Raw genomic sequence first — 15403 nt, forward strand, 5'->3', positions numbered from 1 at the left:
TCCTTCCTGTTTATAACGGCAGTGGCATCGCCGACTCGCGGCGCAGCTTGTCGCCGGCAGGGTTGATTGCCTCGCGCAGGAAACCGAAGCCGGTACGCTTGTCATGCCGGAACAGCGTATTGGTGACATAGACGTCATCCCGTATCCCCACTACTTCCACCACCTCGCTGACGCAGCGCCGGCCATCGGGCAGGCGGGTCAGTTGGATCACCACGTCCAGTGCGGCGCAGATCATTTGCCGCAGGGTTTTTTCCGCCACCACGCGACCCGTCAAGCCCACCAGGGTTTCCAGGCGCAGCAAGGCGTCCTGGGCATTGTTGGCGTGCACGGTGCTCATGGAACCGTCGTGGCCAGTATTCATGGCGGTCATCACGTCGAGCACTTCCACGCCGCGAATCTCACCCAGGATGATGCGGTCCGGGCGCATCCGCAGGGCGTTGCGGATCAGGTCGCTGGCCTTGACCTCGCCATGGCCCTCGGCATTGGGCGGCCGGGTTTCCAGGCGCACCACGTGGGGATGGCCCAGTTGCAGTTCGGCCACGTCTTCGATGGTCACCAGGCGCTCATGGGGGTTGATCAATTGGCTGAGAATATTGAGCAAGGTGGTTTTACCGGTGCCGGTACCGCCGCTGATCAAAATGTTGCAGCGTTTGCCTACGGCCTCCTGGAAAAACTCGTAAATGTTCTGGTCGATGGTTTGCATGGCCACCAGGTCGCTGCTCTTGAGCATGTCTTTGCGAAACTTTCGAATCGACAGGCAGGGCCCGTCCAGCGCTATTGGCGGGATGATGGCGTTGACCCGGCTGCCATCGGGCAGGCGCGCATCGACCATCGGCGACGACTCGTCCAGGCGCCGCCCCAAGGGTGCGAGGATGCGTTGCATGACCCGCTCCACGTGATGGTTATCGATAAAGCGCAGTTCGCTCTGGTGCAGCAAGCCGTCCCGTTCGACAAATACCCGGTGTGGCCCGTTGACCAGGATTTCAGTCACCGACGGATCGCGCAGCAGCACTTCCAGGGGGCCGAAACCGGTCAGCTCGTCGACGATTTCTTCAGCCAGGCGTTCCATTTCATAACGGGAAATCGCCAGGTGCATGCGGGTGATGTACTCGACGACTTTGTCGATGACAAGTTGCGCCAGGGACTGGCGCGAGCCTTCCAGCAGGTTTTTTCCCGACTCTTCGATGGCATCGATGATGTAGCGATGCAGCACCAGTTTCAGGCCGTCATGATCGGCGTTACCACGGGCACCTCGGGTGGGGGCGCCGAAGAGCTTTTCACCGTTCATTTGCCTGCTCCCAACAATCGTTCAAACCAGCGGGTTGAAGGGGGTTCCAGGCCTTCGGGGCGTTTTTGCAGACGCTCTCCCAGCGCTTTCAGGCCTTGGGTCAAGCGCTCCCGTGGCGCCAGGTTGAACAAGGTTTGCCCCTGGTTTTTTGCATTGAGCCGTACTTCGGGGCTCAAGGGCAGCACCGCAATGATTTCCAGGCCGTAGGTTTTTTCCAGGGCCTCGCTGTTCGGGGCGGTGCCCTTGAGGTAGCGATCAATCAGCAAGCGTGCGTGGTCCAGTTTCATGCCTTTTTCTCGCCACTGATTCAGCACGGCGAGGTTGCGTCGGCAATCCAGCACGCTTTGGTCGGTGCACCACAGCAGCGTGTCGCAATGGCTGATAAACGTACGCAGGGCCTCGCTGTCGGGTTGCCCGGTGAGGTTCACCACGGTGTGCTGAAAATGTTGGCGCAAGGCACTGAGCAGCATGTACAACTCGGCGGCGCTGGTTTGCTCCAGGGGCTCATCATTGTTGGCGTAGGCCAGGATGCGCAAACCGTCTTCGGCCGTGGTAAAGGCGCTGTTGATCAGGGTTGCGTCCAGGCGTCGCAGATGACGCAAGGCATCGCCAAAGTTGAATGAGCTTTCCAGGCCCAGCAACGCCAGGCTGTCGCCACAGGGCAGGCCCAGGTCCAACAACAACGTCTGTTGCCCGCTTTTTTGCACCACCAGCGCCAGGTGGCTGGCAAGCAGCGCGCCATCGGTGTTGGCCTGGGTGCCATAAAGCACGGTAAGGCCGCCCAGTTGTGTGTTGGGTGTTACGGCGGGCAGTCGTTTGCTCAGGCGTCGCACCAGCCCGGCCACTTCGCTTGCGCGCGAGCCGTAGGCGACAAAGTCCCGGGCGCCGGCGCGCATGGCGTTGAGTACCAATTGGTTGTCCATGCCGTCGCCGAGGGCGACGATGGCCAGCATTGGCTTGGCCTCCAGCACGCCTTCGATCAGCGCGCTCTGGGCTGTTGCGTGTTCGCGGTCGAGCCCGACAAACACCAGGTTGGCGAAGGTCACGTCCACCAGCGCGAGCAATTCATCCAGGCTGCCACTGGCATTGACTACTTGGCCAAGAGGCGCCAGTGCACCTTGGAGCCATTCCAGGTCGGTGTTGTTACGGGTGATCGCCAGAAAAGTCTGGCTCAGGCTATCGCTCATTCGGACAGTCCACTGCGCCGGTCGAAGTTGCCATTTTCCAGGAAGTACAGGCGGTACCAGTTCGGGTCGTAGTTGCGCAGCCGCTCGCCGGGCAAGGAGGGCAGCGCAGCGTTGGCGGCCAAGGGCTGGACCAGGTGTGGAGTGACGATCATCAGCAGCTCTTTTTCTTCGCGCTTGATCTCTGAGTCGCGGAAAAACGCACCGAGGATCGGGATATCGCCCAGGCCGGGAAACTTGCTGATGTTAGAGCGGTTGCTGGTGCTGATCAGCCCGCTGATGACGAAGCTTTCGCCATCGGCCAGGGAGATGCTGGTATCGGTGCGGCGCACCGTCAGGGCGGGTACGGCGATGCCTTGAATGTTCACGGCGTTGATGTAATCCAGCTCGCTGACTTCCGGCGCCACCTTGAGGGAAATTCGGTTGTGGTCAATCACCGTGGGGGTCAGGGTCAGGCGAATGCCAAACTCCTTGTATTCGATGGCAATGCTGTTGCTGCCACTGCTGGGCACCGGGATCGGCACTTCGCCACCGGCGAGGAATGTCGCGCTTTGGCCGCTCAGTGCCACCAGGCTGGGACGCGCCAGGGTGTAGGCAAAGCCGCTGCCTTCCAGGGCGTTGATCATGGCCGAGAAGCGACCTCCGCCAAAGCCGATATTGAAGGTTTGGTCATTGACAGGCAGGCCCCTGAAACTGGTACCAGTGGCCGTTACGCCGTTGCCGGGGCTGCCGAACAGAAAGTTGCCGCCGCGCCCGAAGATGGAGGTGCTGGCCTCCTTGAGCTTGGTCCGGCTGACCTCGACAAAACGGATATCGGTCTGCACCTGGCTGGGCAGTGCAGGGTCGGTGGAGGGCGACAGCGTCTGGCTGGTAAGCGCAGAGGTGGCCTTGCCCTTGACGAACACCATGCTCTGGCGGGGCGCCGTGGAGCAGCCGGTCCAGACCATCAGGCTGGTGGTGCCGGACGCAACCCCGGTCAGCAGGAAGCCACGGTCGCCATTGAGGTGCACGTCTGCCACTTTCGGATCGCCGATGGCCAGGCGAGTGATCGCCACCGGAGATTGCAGTGCTTGTTGCAAGCCTTCGCCCACCTCCACCACGGCAGGCAATTGCTCCAGGTTGCTGCAATTTCCCGGTGCTGCCAGAGTCAGGCTCACGGGCAGGCTCGACAGCATCAGGGCCCAGGTCATTTGCGTGAACACTGGTGCGTAACGATGGCTCATTCAAGGCATCCTTGATCAATCAGGGCGTTTGTTGGGTTACTTGACTGCCGCGTATCACTTCGACGCCCGCACGGCGCGGGCTACCTTGGCCGCGCTTTTTCGACGGGCCCACCAGGGCCAGTTGAGTGAACTGATAAAGGTCGCGGTTGGTGCTTTGCAGTTTGCTGGGTGAATCACTTTTTCCAGCCCAGTAGTGGCTGAGCAATTGTTCGTCGGCACTGCGCACAGCCAGGCGCAAGGTACCGGCCTGGGCGGCGAGCATCAGCCGGCTCAGCAGTTGCTCCGGCACCGCCAGCACCACGGTGCGCGCCGCTGCCCGGCGTTGTGCCTGTTGGGCTTTTTCTTCGGGGGTGACCGGGGGAGGGGACGCAGGCTTGCCATCGTTGGCCAGCCCCAGTTGATCACCTACGCTGAGCAGGCGCAGGGCAGGAATGACGATTTGCGCCGATTGTTCGGTGTTGCCGGGTTCCTGGCGCAGCGCCAGCAGTACATCCACATAATCCCCTGGGCTGAGTTGCCCGCCTGCGCCAATCACCTCATCGACGGAGACTGCCAGGGCGCGCTCATCGGCGCGGATCATGCGTGCCAGGGGGCCGCCAGGGGAGAAAGTTTCCTCGGTCAGCCAGGTCCCGGCGCCGAGGGCTCTCAATGGGGTGCGCCCAACGGCTTGATCGATACGGGTCAAGCTGCCGGCGGGGGCCGTGCGCAATCTTTCCAGCGTCAGGTCTGCGTCGGTCAGGGCGACAAAAGGCGGCACGTCATGGGCCAGTACCACTACCGATTGGCGAGTCTGGTCTTCGACGGCATCGATGGTTTTTTCCACGGTGGCTGTTGGTGTTGACGGCACGGCGGCGGGGGCTGGTGTACGACTCAAGACCAGGCCCCAATAGCCGGCAAACAGTGCCCCGACTAATAGCAACCCGGCCAGTATCATGCTGAAACGGCTGTTCATGACGGCTCTCCCTTTCCTGTTGCACTACACGCTCGCCTATCCCAGCGAACAACTTCGCAACCAGGCAGCTATGAACATCTTACGTTTTCGCTATTGAAGGTAGCGCAGTTAGGACAAAATGCCATTAGTCCTTGGAAGTTTTTTTGGATTTATAAACAGACGAAGAAACATGGACTTATGGGGTCAACCTTCCGACTAATACTTTGTTATTAGTCGCTTCTTACAGTTGTGATCCGGGGGTTTGTTGACAATGCTCTAGTGGCGTACCGCAATCATCGTGTAAAAACTGTAATCAGCGCTCTGGCGCAAGGAGAAATGTTATGTTCCGTATCTTTCTGATGAAGCTCTTTGTTCAGCTTCAGTTGTTTGTTCATCGCAAAGACGGCGCCACGGCGATTGAATACGCGATTCTCGTGGCCGTGATCGCGCTGGTTGTGATGGTTGCGGCACAGACACTAGGGACGGATATTGCAGCCCTTCTTGATCGAGTCGGTGATGCCATCGCCGCCCCCGCCGCTTGACCTGTTTTGGCAGCCATTCATGAGCAATACAGCCAGTAATGGATCCCGGTAAGGTATTGCTCATGAACGCTGCCACACCTGTACGCCAACAAATCCTGTTGGTGGACGATGAAGAAGATGCCCTCGTTGAACTGGCCGAATCGCTGGAGCACGAGGGTTTTGTGTGTTTCACGGCCACCTCGGTCACGGTCGCCTTGCAAGAGCTGACCTTGCATCCCGATATCGCCCTGGTCATCACTGACCTGCGCATGCCCGAGGAAAGCGGCATTTCCTTGATCAAGTGCCTGCGCGAACACACGGCCCGCCAACACCTGCCAGTGATTGTCATGTCTGGCCATGCCGAGATGGATGATGTCAGCGACATGCTGCGCCTGCAGGTGCTGGACCTGTTTCGCAAACCGATCTACCTGCTGCGCTTGCTCGACACCTTGAACAACCTGTTCCCGTTGCCGAAGGTGCGGCTGGTCAATCTGTAGAGACATGCCGCGCCCGCCGGTTGAAGCTGTTCGGCCTCAGGCAAGCGGCCGCCACCTGCCGCTCATATGCTCGATATCGCTGGCGCCCATCAATTGCAACTCTCCATTGGCCCCCGGTGCGCTGCTCAATAACGTGACTTCAGCGGGCAGGCGAACGGGCTTTTTGAACGCCACGTTTATCTCGATATTGGCGGTGGGCAAGTGTTGCTCCAGTGCCGCCAAAGTGCGTGCCTTGTTCCACAACCCATGGGCAATCGCCTGGGGGAAGCCGAACAGCTTGGCGCTCAAGGCGCTCAGGTGAATGGGGTTGTAGTCGCCAGACACCCGGGCATAGCGGCGGCCAATATCGGCCGGGGCTTTCCAGCGGGTCAGCTCGGTGAGGTCGATGGGAGGTAGCAGCGCGTCATCCGCCACCTCGCCCGGCAGTTTCACCCCACGGCAGAGCATTCGGCTTTCTGCCTCCCACAGCGGGCCCAATGAGTCCTCCATCGTGGTGATCAAGTCAAACGTCGCGCCCTTGGCGTGCGGCTGCAGGTTCTGCGTCTTCACACTGACCTGCAGGTAACCCACGCTGCCCAGGGGGCGCAGGATACGAATGCGATTGCTCAGATGGATCAAGCCCAGCAGCGGGAACGGGAAATCCCTGGCCGTCAGTAGCTGCATCTGCAGGGCAAACGCCAGAATGTGTGGATACGTGGCCGGCAGGATCGGGCTGTTATCAAAGCCGCACACCTTGCGATAGGCCGCCAGGTGCCTGGGGTCTACACTCATCCAGCAACGCAGCCCCTGTTCGGGCAATGTTGTGCCGTTCACTTTGCGTTTGAGCGCTGCCCGCCAGTAAAGGGGCGGCAGGAAGGGGGTGTTGCCTAACGTGTGCCAATCCATGCTTACGCTCCCAAGAGACTTTGCCCACACACCCGCAATACCTGCCCGCTGACCGCCCCCGAACCTGGCTGGCCCAGCCAGGCCACTGCTTCGGCGACGTCCTGGGGCAAGCCGCCCTGGCCCAGGGAACTCATGCGGCGCCCGGCTTCACGCAGGGCGAAGGGAATATGCGCGGTCATCTGGGTTTCGATAAAACCGGGGGCCACGGCGTTGATGCTGATCCCGCGTTCCTTCAGCAGCGGCGCCCAGGCCTGGGCCAGGCCGATCAGCCCGGCCTTGCTCGCGGCATAGTTGGTTTGCCCGCGATTACCGGCGATGCCGCTGATGGAGGCCAGCAGCACCACGCGGCCGTTGTCGTGCAAGGTGGCGCTGTCGAGCAGGGTTTTGGTCAGGACTTGTGGTGCGTTGAGATTGACCGCCAGCACGGCGTCCCAGTATTCCGGGGTCATGTTGGCCAGCGTCTTGTCGCGAGTGATACCGGCGTTATGTACGACGATGTCGATGCCGTCCGGCAATTCTTCGATTAACTGTGTGGCGGCGTCTTCGGCGCAGATATCCAGGGCGATACTGCGCCCTCCCAGGCGCGCGGCCAAGGCATCCAGGTCCGCCTTGGCCTGTGGTACATCGAGCAAAATGACCTCGGCGCCGTCCCTGGCCAGGGTTTCGGCAATGGCCGCGCCGATACCGCGGGCGGCGCCGGTCACCAGGGCCTTGTTTCCGGCCAGTGGGCGAGTCCAGTCCTGGACCTGGGTGGCGCAGGCGTTCAGGCGGATCACCTGGCCTGAGACATAGGCGCTTTTGGGCGAGAGAAAAAACCGCAGCGCACCTTCCAACTGGTCTTCTGCGCCGTCATCTACATAGAGCAATTGCAGGGTGCCGCCGCTGCGCAATTCTTTGGCCAAGGACCGGCTGAAACCTTCCAGGGCTCGTTGGGCGCTGGCGGCGAAAGGGTCACCGAGGCTTTCCGGAGCGCGGCCAAGAATTACCAGGTGTGGGCTGTGATCGAGATTTTTCAGCAGGGGCTGAAAGAATTCTCGCAATTGCTTGAGCTGGTCGGTGTGCTGCAATTGGCTGGCATCGAACAGCACCGCCTTGAGCTTGGGACCATGGCCGGGAATCCAGGCCGGGGCCGCCGATGGTTCGGGGCCGTAGCTGTAGACGGCGTCGGTTAATTTATTGGCAAACGCCATGACCTTGGTCGCAAGCCCGCCGCCGCCGATCAACAGCGCTCCCTCCACGGGGCGCAGGCGTCCGGCCTGCCAGCGTTCCAGGCGTACCGGCGACGGCAGGCCAATGGCGGCGACCAAGCGATGGCCGAGGCTTGAGTTGGCGAAGTCGATATAACGGTCAGACATGGAACGCGCTCCGGTTGCAGGGGTTCAAACGATGGACCGCCCAAGGACGGCAGTCGTTCGATTGAGCCTAGGCTAGGCTCAGTGATTCCACCCACCCTTTAACGGGAGCTTTCCATGACTCAATTGCGCCGTGTAGCGATCATTGGCGGTAATCGCATCCCCTTCGCCCGGTCCAATGGCCCCTACGCCACGGCGAGCAACCAGGCGATGCTGACTGCGGCACTGGAAGGCCTGATCGAGCGCTACAACCTGCATGGCCTGCGTATGGGCGAGGTGGCCGCGGGTGCGGTGCTCAAGCACTCCCGGGACTTCAACCTGACCCGCGAGTGCGTGCTCGGCTCGCGGCTGTCGCCGCAAACCCCGGCTTATGACATTCAACAGGCCTGCGGAACGGGCCTGGAAGCGGCACTGCTGGTGGCCAACAAAATTGCCTTGGGGCAGATCGAGTGTGGCATTGCGGGGGGCGTCGATACCACTTCCGACGCCCCCATTGGCGTCAATGAAGGGCTGCGCAAGATCCTGCTGCAAGCCAACCGTAGCAAAACCATCGTCGACAAATTAAAAGTCTTGTTACAACTTCGTCCGCAGCATCTCAAGCCGCAACTGCCGCGTAATGGTGAACCCCGTACCGGCTTGTCCATGGGGCAGCACTGCGAACTGATGGCACAGGCCTGGCAAATTTCTCGGGCCGAGCAGGATCAGTTGGCCCTGGAAAGCCATCAGAAAATGGCCGCGTCCTACGCCGAAGGCTGGCACAACGATTTGCTCACGCCGTTTCTCGGCCTGACCCGCGACAACAACCTGCGGCCCGACCTGACCCTGGAAAAACTCGCCAACCTCAAACCCGCTTTTGAGCGCAGCGCCAAGGGTACCCTGACCGCTGGTAACTCGACACCGCTGACCGATGGCGCCTCGCTGGTGTTACTCGGCAGTGAAGCCTGGGCCAACGAGCGGGGCCTGCCGATCCTGGCTTACCTGCGCGATGGCGAAGCGGCTGCGGTGGATTTCGTCAACGGCGCAGAAGGGCTGCTGATGGCGCCGGTGTATGCGGTCCCGCGCTTGTTGGCGAGGAACGGCCTGACGCTGCAGGACTTTGATTACTACGAGATTCACGAAGCGTTTGCCGCTCAAGTATTGTGCACGCTGAAGGCCTGGGAAGACCCGCAGTACTGCAAGACACGCCTGGGACTGGACACGCCGCTGGGCTCCATCGACCGTAGCCGCCTGAACGTCAAAGGCAGTTCGTTGGCCGCCGGGCATCCCTTTGCCGCCACGGGTGGGCGCCTCGTCGCCAATATGGCCAAGCTGTTGGACGCGGCCGGGAAGGGCCGTGGCCTGATTTCAATCTGTGCGGCGGGCGGCCAGGGCGTAACAGCAATTATCGAGCGTTGAACTCCGTTATCATCCGCAAGCCAACCCTGCGGGTGAATGGCGGGCAAAGGTCGCGTGCCGGATTAATTTGGCACATTGGATGCATTCTCAACCGGTCAAAGGTCGGTACCCTCTCCCCGCAATGAGAGGATTGCCGTATAACGAGTGCCATACGCGTGTTTGGTAATAAAGGACCCACAATAAAAGCTGATGAAGACTCCTAAACGCATTGAACCCCTGATCGAAGACGGTCTGGTCGACGAAGTGCTGCGACCACTCATGAGTGGTAAAGAAGCAGCTGTTTATGTGGTGCGCTGTGGCAACGAGTTACGTTGCGCCAAAGTCTACAAGGAGGCGAATAAACGAAGTTTTCGTCAGGCGTCCGAATACCAGGAAGGCCGTAAGGTCCGTAACAGCCGGCAGGCCCGGGCCATGGCCAAGGGCTCCAAGTTCGGCAAGAAAGAAACCGAAGACGCTTGGCAGAACGCCGAAGTGGCTGCGCTGTTTCGATTGGCCGGCGCCGGTGTTCGGGTTCCCCAACCCTACGACTTCATGGACGGCGTACTGTTGATGGAGCTGGTGGCCGATGAGTACGGCGACGCGGCGCCACGGCTTAACGACGTGGTGCTGGAGCCTGACCAGGCTCGTGAATATCACGCCTTTCTGATTTCCCAGATCGTGCTGATGTTGTGTACCGGCCTGGTACACGGTGACCTGTCTGAGTTCAACGTGCTGCTGACGCCCACGGGCCCGGTGATCATCGACCTGCCTCAGGCGGTGGATGCGGCGGGTAACAACCATGCGTTCAGCATGCTGGAGCGGGATGTGGGCAACATGGCTTCCTACTTCGGGCATTTCGCGCCGGAATTAAAGAAGACCAAGTACGCCAAGGAGATGTGGGCGTTGTACGAAGCCGGCACCCTGCATCCTGCCAGTGTCTTGACCGGTGAGTTCGACGAGCCGGAAGAGTTGGCGGATGTGGGCGGCATTATTCGTGAGATCGAAGCGGCGCGGCTGGATGAAGAGCGTCGCCAGGCGATCCGTGCGGCTGACGATGCGCCTCCAGATAAAGCCTCGCAAGAGCCTCCACCGCCGCCTTGGATGCAATGATCTGGCGTTGATCGTTCCCACGCGTGGGAGCGATCAACTCTTCTCGCAGCAGCCCCCCGCCGCCAATTCCTTGAGAATCGGACAGTCCGGCCGGTGGTCGCCCTGGCAGTGCTCCACCAGGTCTTGCAACGTATCGCGCAATTGCCCCAACTCCCGAATCTTCTGGTTCAACTCTTCGACATGCTGGCGGGCCAGCGCCTTGACGTCGGCGCTGGCCCGTTGCCGGTCCTGCCACAGGGTCAGCAGCTTGCCCACTTCCCCCAGGGAAAATCCCAGGTCCCGCGAACGCTTGATAAACGCCAGGGTGTGCAGGTCGTCGGCGCCATACAGGCGATAGCCGCTGTCGGTGCGGTGGGCGGGTTTCAACAGGCCGATAGACTCGTAATAGCGAATCATCTTGGCGCTCAGGCCACTTTGGCTCGCCGCTTGGCCGATATTCATGATTGATCCTCTTGATCCTTGGGTTTCCAGGTTTTCAACAGCAGCGCATTGCAGACCACACTGACACTGGACAGGGCCATCGCCGCGCCTGCCAGTACTGGATTGAGCAGGCCAAAGGCCGCCAACGGAATACCGATCAGGTTATACACAAAGGCCCAAAACAGGTTCTGACGAATTTTCCCATAGGTCTTGCGGCTGATTTCCAGCGCTGCCGAAACCAGGCGTGGGTCGCCACGCATCAGGGTGATGCCGGCGGCATGCATCGCCACGTCGGTGCCCCCGCCCATGGCAATGCCAATGTCGGCCGCGGCCAGTGCCGGGGCGTCATTGATGCCATCACCGACCATCGCCACCACACCGGTTTTCTTCAGCTCGACAACGATGGCAGCCTTGTCGGCGGGCAGGACCTCGGCGTGAACATCGTCGATCCCCAGTGCCTCTGCGACAACCCGAGCACTGCCGCGGTTGTCGCCTGTCAGCAAATGACTGCTGATATGCCGCGTCTTGAGTTGCTGCACTGCTTCCAATGCACCGGGCTTGAGGGTGTCGCCAAAGGCAAATAGGCCCAGCACGCGAGGTTGCGGGCTTTGTTCGATCAGCCAGGACAGGGTGCGACCTTCGGCTTCCCAGGCGCTGGCCGAGCTGGCCAGGTCGCCTGCACTCAGGCCGGTATCTTCCAGCAGGCGCCGATTGCCCAGGGCCAGTCGGCGGCCGTCGAGGGTGCCGGCAATGCCGCGCCCGGTCAGGGACTGGCTGGCGCTGACATCGGCGACGTCCAGGCCTTGCGCGTCGCAGGCATCCAATACCGCTTTGGCCAAGGGATGTTCACTGCCCCGTTGCAACGCGCCGGCCTGTTGCAGCAGCAAGGCTTCATTGCCATCCATGGCACTTGAATGCGCGATTTTCGGGGTGCCAGAGGTCAGGGTGCCGGTTTTGTCGAAGACCACGGCACTGACTTGGTGGGCACGTTCCAAGGCTTCGGCGTCCTTGATCAAAATACCGTGACGAGCAGCAACACCGGTGCCCGCCATGATCGCCGTGGGTGTGGCCAGCCCCAGTGCGCAGGGGCAGGCGATCACCATCACGGCGACCGCATTGATCAATGCGGTTTCCAGTGGTGCGCCGTACAGCCACCAGCCGACCAAGGTGGCCAAGGCCAGCACCAACACGGCTGGTACGAACACCTGGCTGACTTTATCCACCAGTTTCTGGATCGGCGCCTTGGCGGCCTGGGCTTCTTCCACCAGGCGGATAATCCGCGCCAAAACACTTTCTGCGCCGAGGGCCAGGGTGCGCACCAGCAGCCGGCCTTCGCCGTTGATCGCGCCGCCGGTTACGCTATCTCCCGGCTGTTTTGGGACGGGCAGGCTTTCGCCGCTGATCAACGCTTCATCGGCGTGGCTCTGGCCTTCCACCACTTCGCCGTCCACCGGGAAACGCTCGCCAGGTTTGACCAGCACCAGGTCATTGAGGCGCAGGGCGCTGATGGCGACGTTCTGCTCGCGGCCGTCGATCACTTGAATCGCCCGCTCCGGGCGCAAGGCTTCCAGGGCGCGGATGGCGCTGGCGGTCTGGCGCTTGGCACGGCTTTCCAGGTATTTGCCCAGCAGCACCAGGGCGATCACCACCGCCGAAGCTTCGAAATACAGATGCGGCATGCTGCCAGAGGGCGCGGTCAGCCATTGATAGATACTCAGGCCATAACCGGCGCTGGTACCGATGGCGACCAGCAGGTCCATATTGCCGGCGCCGACGCGCACGGCTTTCCACGCGGCAATATAGAAACGTGCGCCGAAGATGAACTGCACCGGCGTGGCCAGGGCAAACTGCACCCAGGCCGGGAGCATCCAGTGCAGGCCAAACGGTTGCACCAGCATCGGCAACACCAGTGGCAGGGCCAGGAGGATCGCCAGCAGCAGCGACCAGCGTTCGTATTGCAAGCGCTGCTCTTGACTGGCCTGGGTGGCTTTTTCGCTCTGGGGCAGGGTGGCGGTGTAGCCGGCCTTGTCGACGGCGGCGATCAAGATGCCAGGGTCGAGCTGGCCCAGCACTTCAACATGGGCGCGTTCGTTGGCCAGGTTGACGCTGACACTTTGTACACCTGGCACTTTGCCAAGAGCCCGTTCGACCCGCCCGGCGCAGCTGGCGCAGGTCATGCCGCCGATGGGCAGGTCGAAGGTGGTGGATCCGTTCATGGGCAGTACTCCAGAAGAGGTTGCCCCTAGCATCAACCTTGACCTGCGGGGAAGGTCAAGGCTTCAGATCAATGTTTCAGTATTCCAGCGCCGCGGGCTTGAGGTACATGCCATCCGGGCCTTGGGCGATGCGCAATTTGCGCACGTCACCGGTTTTTAATGTGATGTTTTGCGCCGGTGGCGCAAGCATGCCCGGCAAGCAGCCTGGGGACTGACCAGGTAGCAGCTTGAGGCGCAATGACAGATTGCCTGCCGGTAGATTGAACGAGGTGGCCTGTTCCTGAAATAACCTGCCCGCCAACTGATCATTGAGATACAGGCCGATTTCGCAGTTGGTAGGCACTTCCAGGCGCTCCCGGGAAATGATCAGTACCGCGTAGTCTTCATCGGCGCTGGCCTGGGGAACAGTAGCGAACAAGCTCAACAGGCTGACAAGGCTAAAAAACGACCAGCGCATGGCGAATTCTCCGAATTAAGCATTCATGGATGGGTGAAGCTTGGCCGACGCTGCGGATGAATACCAGCCCGGCAGATGTTTTCAGAACTTGACCTTGCCATAGTGGCAAGGTCAAAGCTGTGGGCAACCTCATCAAAGGAGTCATGCCATGCAAGTATTCAGCGTTGAAGGAATGACCTGCGGCCATTGTGTCCGTGCGGTAACCCAGGCGGTGCAGGATAAGGACCCGGCCGCCAGCGTGCGAGTCGACCTGGCAGCCAAGGAAGTGGGGGTCGAAAGTACCCTGTCGTCGGCGCAACTGATCAGTTTGATCAGCGAAGAAGGCTACAGCGCGAAGCTCGCCTGATTTTTAATAGTTAGCGACCTAACATAATGTTCAAGGCTCCCTAGCCCGGCTAGACTGTTGGTTCTGACTGACCTGGGTGCCTGATGAACCTTCGCATAATTTTGATCTTGGGGGCCTTGAGCGCATTTGCGCCGCTGGCGATCGACTTTTACCTGCCAGGCTTCCCGGCCATGGCCGTGGCCTTCGGCACCGACGAAAAAAATATCCAACTGACTCTGGCGGTGTACTTCATCGGCCTGGCGATCGGCCAGTTGATCTATGGGCCGTTGGCGGACCGTTTTGGCCGGCGAGTTCCGCTGTTGAGCGGTGTCACCTTATTCACCCTGGCGTCTCTGGCCTGTGCCTATGCACCGTCCCTGGAGTGGCTGATCGGTGCGCGCTTCGTCCAGGCCTTGGGCGGCTGTGCGGGCATGGTGATTTCCCGGGCCGTGGTCAGCGACAAATGCGACGCGGTGGGTTCGGCCAAGGTCTTTTCTCAGTTGATGCTGGTGGTCGGACTTGCACCGATCCTTGCGCCGATGCTGGGCGGAGTGATGGTCGGTCTATATGGCTGGCAGTCGATTTTCCTGGCGCTGACAGTGTTCAGTGTGTTTGCCGCCGTGGCGGTGGCTGTTGGCTTACCGGAAAGTTTTCCGGCCCATCAGCCGCGTCAACCCTTGTCAGGTGCGTTGCGCCAGTACGGTCGTTTGCTGGCTGATCGGGTATTTCTGGGGTACGCCTTGACCGGTGGCATCGCGATTGCCGGAATGTTTGCCTACATCGCCGGTTCGCCTTTTGTCTTTATCAAGCTCTACGGCGTCCCCGCCGAGCATTACGGCTGGCTATTCGGTACCAACGCCGCTGGCTTTATCCTGGTGGCGCAGGTCAATGCGCGGCTGTTAGCCAAGCATGGCCCGGCGTTTTTGCTGGGGCGCACGGTGTGGGTCTACCTGGGAGCAGCCTTGGCATTGCTGGCGGTCAGCGCCTTGCACACTGAAGCCTTGTGGCCATTGCTGGTGCCGCTGTTTATTTGTATCGCCAGCCTGGGCTGCATTCTGCCCAATACCTCGGCATGCGCCATGAACGGGCAGGGCGCCCGAGCCGGCAGTGCTTCGGCATTGCTCGGTTGCATCCAGTTTGGGGTGGCTGCGGGAGCGGCGTCGTTGGTCGGTTTTTTGCACGATGGCACGGCGATGCCGATGGCGATGGTCATCAGCTTATGCGGGGTATTGGCGGTAACCGTAGCCATGTTGACCCGGCGTTTGTAGCGCGGGACCTTCGGCGGTTTCAAGGCCTTTGCGACTGCTACGCAGTCGATCGCAGGCTACGCCAGCGGCTACAGGTGATCGGCGTGGTTTTTGTAGCCGCTGTCGAGGCACGAGGCTGCGATAAGGGCCGCAGGACCTTCAGCGGTTTCAACGCCCAGGCGACTGCTGCGCAGCCGATCGCAGGCTACGCCAGCGGCTACAGGTGATCGGCGTGGTTTTTGTAGCCGCTGTCGAGGCACGAGGCTGCGATAAGGGCCGCAGGACCTTCAACGGTTTCAAAGCCCATGCGACTGCTGCGCAGCCGATCGCAGGCTACGCCAGCGGCTACAGGTGATCGGCGTGGTTTTTGTAG

15 protein-coding genes are annotated in these 15403 nt (G+C 60.9%); 6 read left to right on the forward strand and 9 right to left on the reverse strand.

Annotated features, from left to right (window positions below):
• Positions 1–10: 10 nt before the first annotated feature.
• Genes GIR22_RS19880 through cpaB form a run of 4 tightly spaced genes read right to left on the reverse strand, consistent with a single transcriptional unit; the run spans position 11 to position 4647 of the window.
• Positions 11–1288, reverse strand: a complete 1278-nt coding sequence (locus tag GIR22_RS19880; protein WP_154744970.1) for a TadA family conjugal transfer-associated ATPase — start codon at positions 1286–1288, stop codon at positions 11–13.
• Positions 1285–2475 (reverse strand): CpaE/TadZ family protein, encoded by a 1191-nt coding sequence (locus tag GIR22_RS19885; protein ID WP_154744971.1) that lies wholly within the window; start codon positions 2473–2475, stop codon positions 1285–1287. Before GIR22_RS19885 ends, GIR22_RS19880 begins: the two co-directional genes overlap by 4 nt.
• Positions 2472–3695: a type II and III secretion system protein family protein gene (locus GIR22_RS19890; RefSeq protein WP_154744972.1), complete on the reverse strand. Its 1224-nt coding sequence runs from the start codon at positions 3693–3695 to the stop codon at positions 2472–2474. Before GIR22_RS19890 ends, GIR22_RS19885 begins: the two co-directional genes overlap by 4 nt.
• Before the next feature lie 19 nt (positions 3696–3714).
• A complete protein-coding gene (cpaB, locus tag GIR22_RS19895) occupies positions 3715–4647 on the reverse strand; it encodes a Flp pilus assembly protein CpaB (protein WP_154744973.1) in 933 nt (310 codons plus the stop codon).
• Between the two features lie 320 nt (positions 4648–4967).
• Between cpaB and GIR22_RS19900 the strand changes: the two genes are divergently transcribed.
• Both GIR22_RS19900 and GIR22_RS19905 read left to right on the forward strand, forming a co-directional pair.
• Positions 4968–5168 carry a Flp family type IVb pilin gene (locus tag GIR22_RS19900; protein ID WP_154744974.1) on the forward strand — a complete coding sequence of 67 codons (201 nt, stop codon included), beginning with the start codon at positions 4968–4970 and terminating at the stop codon, positions 5166–5168.
• A gap of 62 nt (positions 5169–5230) precedes the next feature.
• Positions 5231–5644: a response regulator gene (locus tag GIR22_RS19905; RefSeq protein ID WP_154744975.1), complete on the forward strand. Its 414-nt coding sequence runs from the start codon at positions 5231–5233 to the stop codon at positions 5642–5644.
• 36 nt (positions 5645–5680) lie between these two features.
• Here GIR22_RS19905 and GIR22_RS19910 read toward each other — a convergent pair whose 3' ends face one another.
• Positions 5681–6529 (reverse strand): MaoC family dehydratase, encoded by an 849-nt coding sequence (locus GIR22_RS19910; RefSeq protein ID WP_154744976.1) that lies wholly within the window; start codon positions 6527–6529, stop codon positions 5681–5683.
• Between the two features lie 2 nt (positions 6530–6531).
• The gene (locus tag GIR22_RS19915) at positions 6532–7884 is read right to left on the reverse strand and encodes a 3-oxoacyl-ACP reductase (protein ID WP_154744977.1); all 1353 of its coding nucleotides are present in this window, start codon (positions 7882–7884) and stop codon (positions 6532–6534) included.
• Between the two features lie 114 nt (positions 7885–7998).
• Between GIR22_RS19915 and GIR22_RS19920 the strand changes: the two genes are divergently transcribed.
• On the forward strand, positions 7999–9276 hold the full coding sequence (locus GIR22_RS19920) for an acetyl-CoA C-acetyltransferase (RefSeq protein WP_154744978.1): 1278 nt from the start codon (positions 7999–8001) through the stop codon (positions 9274–9276).
• Positions 9277–9465: 189 nt separating this feature from the next.
• A complete protein-coding gene (locus GIR22_RS19925) occupies positions 9466–10365 on the forward strand; it encodes a PA4780 family RIO1-like protein kinase (protein ID WP_154744979.1) in 900 nt (299 codons plus the stop codon).
• 33 nt (positions 10366–10398) lie between these two features.
• Here GIR22_RS19925 and cueR read toward each other — a convergent pair whose 3' ends face one another.
• The 3 genes from cueR to GIR22_RS19940 form a co-directional block, all read right to left on the reverse strand.
• Positions 10399–10806: a Cu(I)-responsive transcriptional regulator gene (gene cueR, locus GIR22_RS19930; protein WP_154744980.1), complete on the reverse strand. Its 408-nt coding sequence runs from the start codon at positions 10804–10806 to the stop codon at positions 10399–10401.
• Entirely contained in the window at positions 10803–13001 is a 2199-nt protein-coding gene (locus GIR22_RS19935; RefSeq protein ID WP_154744981.1) for a heavy metal translocating P-type ATPase, read from the reverse strand. Before GIR22_RS19935 ends, cueR begins: the two co-directional genes overlap by 4 nt.
• Positions 13002–13077: 76 nt before the next feature.
• On the reverse strand, positions 13078–13458 hold the full coding sequence (locus GIR22_RS19940) for a hypothetical protein (RefSeq protein ID WP_154744982.1): 381 nt from the start codon (positions 13456–13458) through the stop codon (positions 13078–13080).
• 148 nt (positions 13459–13606) lie between these two features.
• Between GIR22_RS19940 and GIR22_RS19945 the strand changes: the two genes are divergently transcribed.
• Positions 13607–13804, forward strand: coding sequence for a heavy-metal-associated domain-containing protein (locus GIR22_RS19945; protein ID WP_154744983.1), 198 nt, complete (start codon positions 13607–13609; stop codon positions 13802–13804).
• 83 nt (positions 13805–13887) lie between these two features.
• A complete protein-coding gene (locus GIR22_RS19950; protein WP_154744984.1) occupies positions 13888–15051 on the forward strand; it encodes a multidrug effflux MFS transporter in 1164 nt (387 codons plus the stop codon).
• Positions 15052–15403 lie beyond the last annotated feature (352 nt).

The organism is Pseudomonas karstica, assembly GCF_009707515.1.
GTDB classification, from domain to species: Bacteria; Pseudomonadota; Gammaproteobacteria; order Pseudomonadales; family Pseudomonadaceae; genus Aquipseudomonas; species Aquipseudomonas karstica.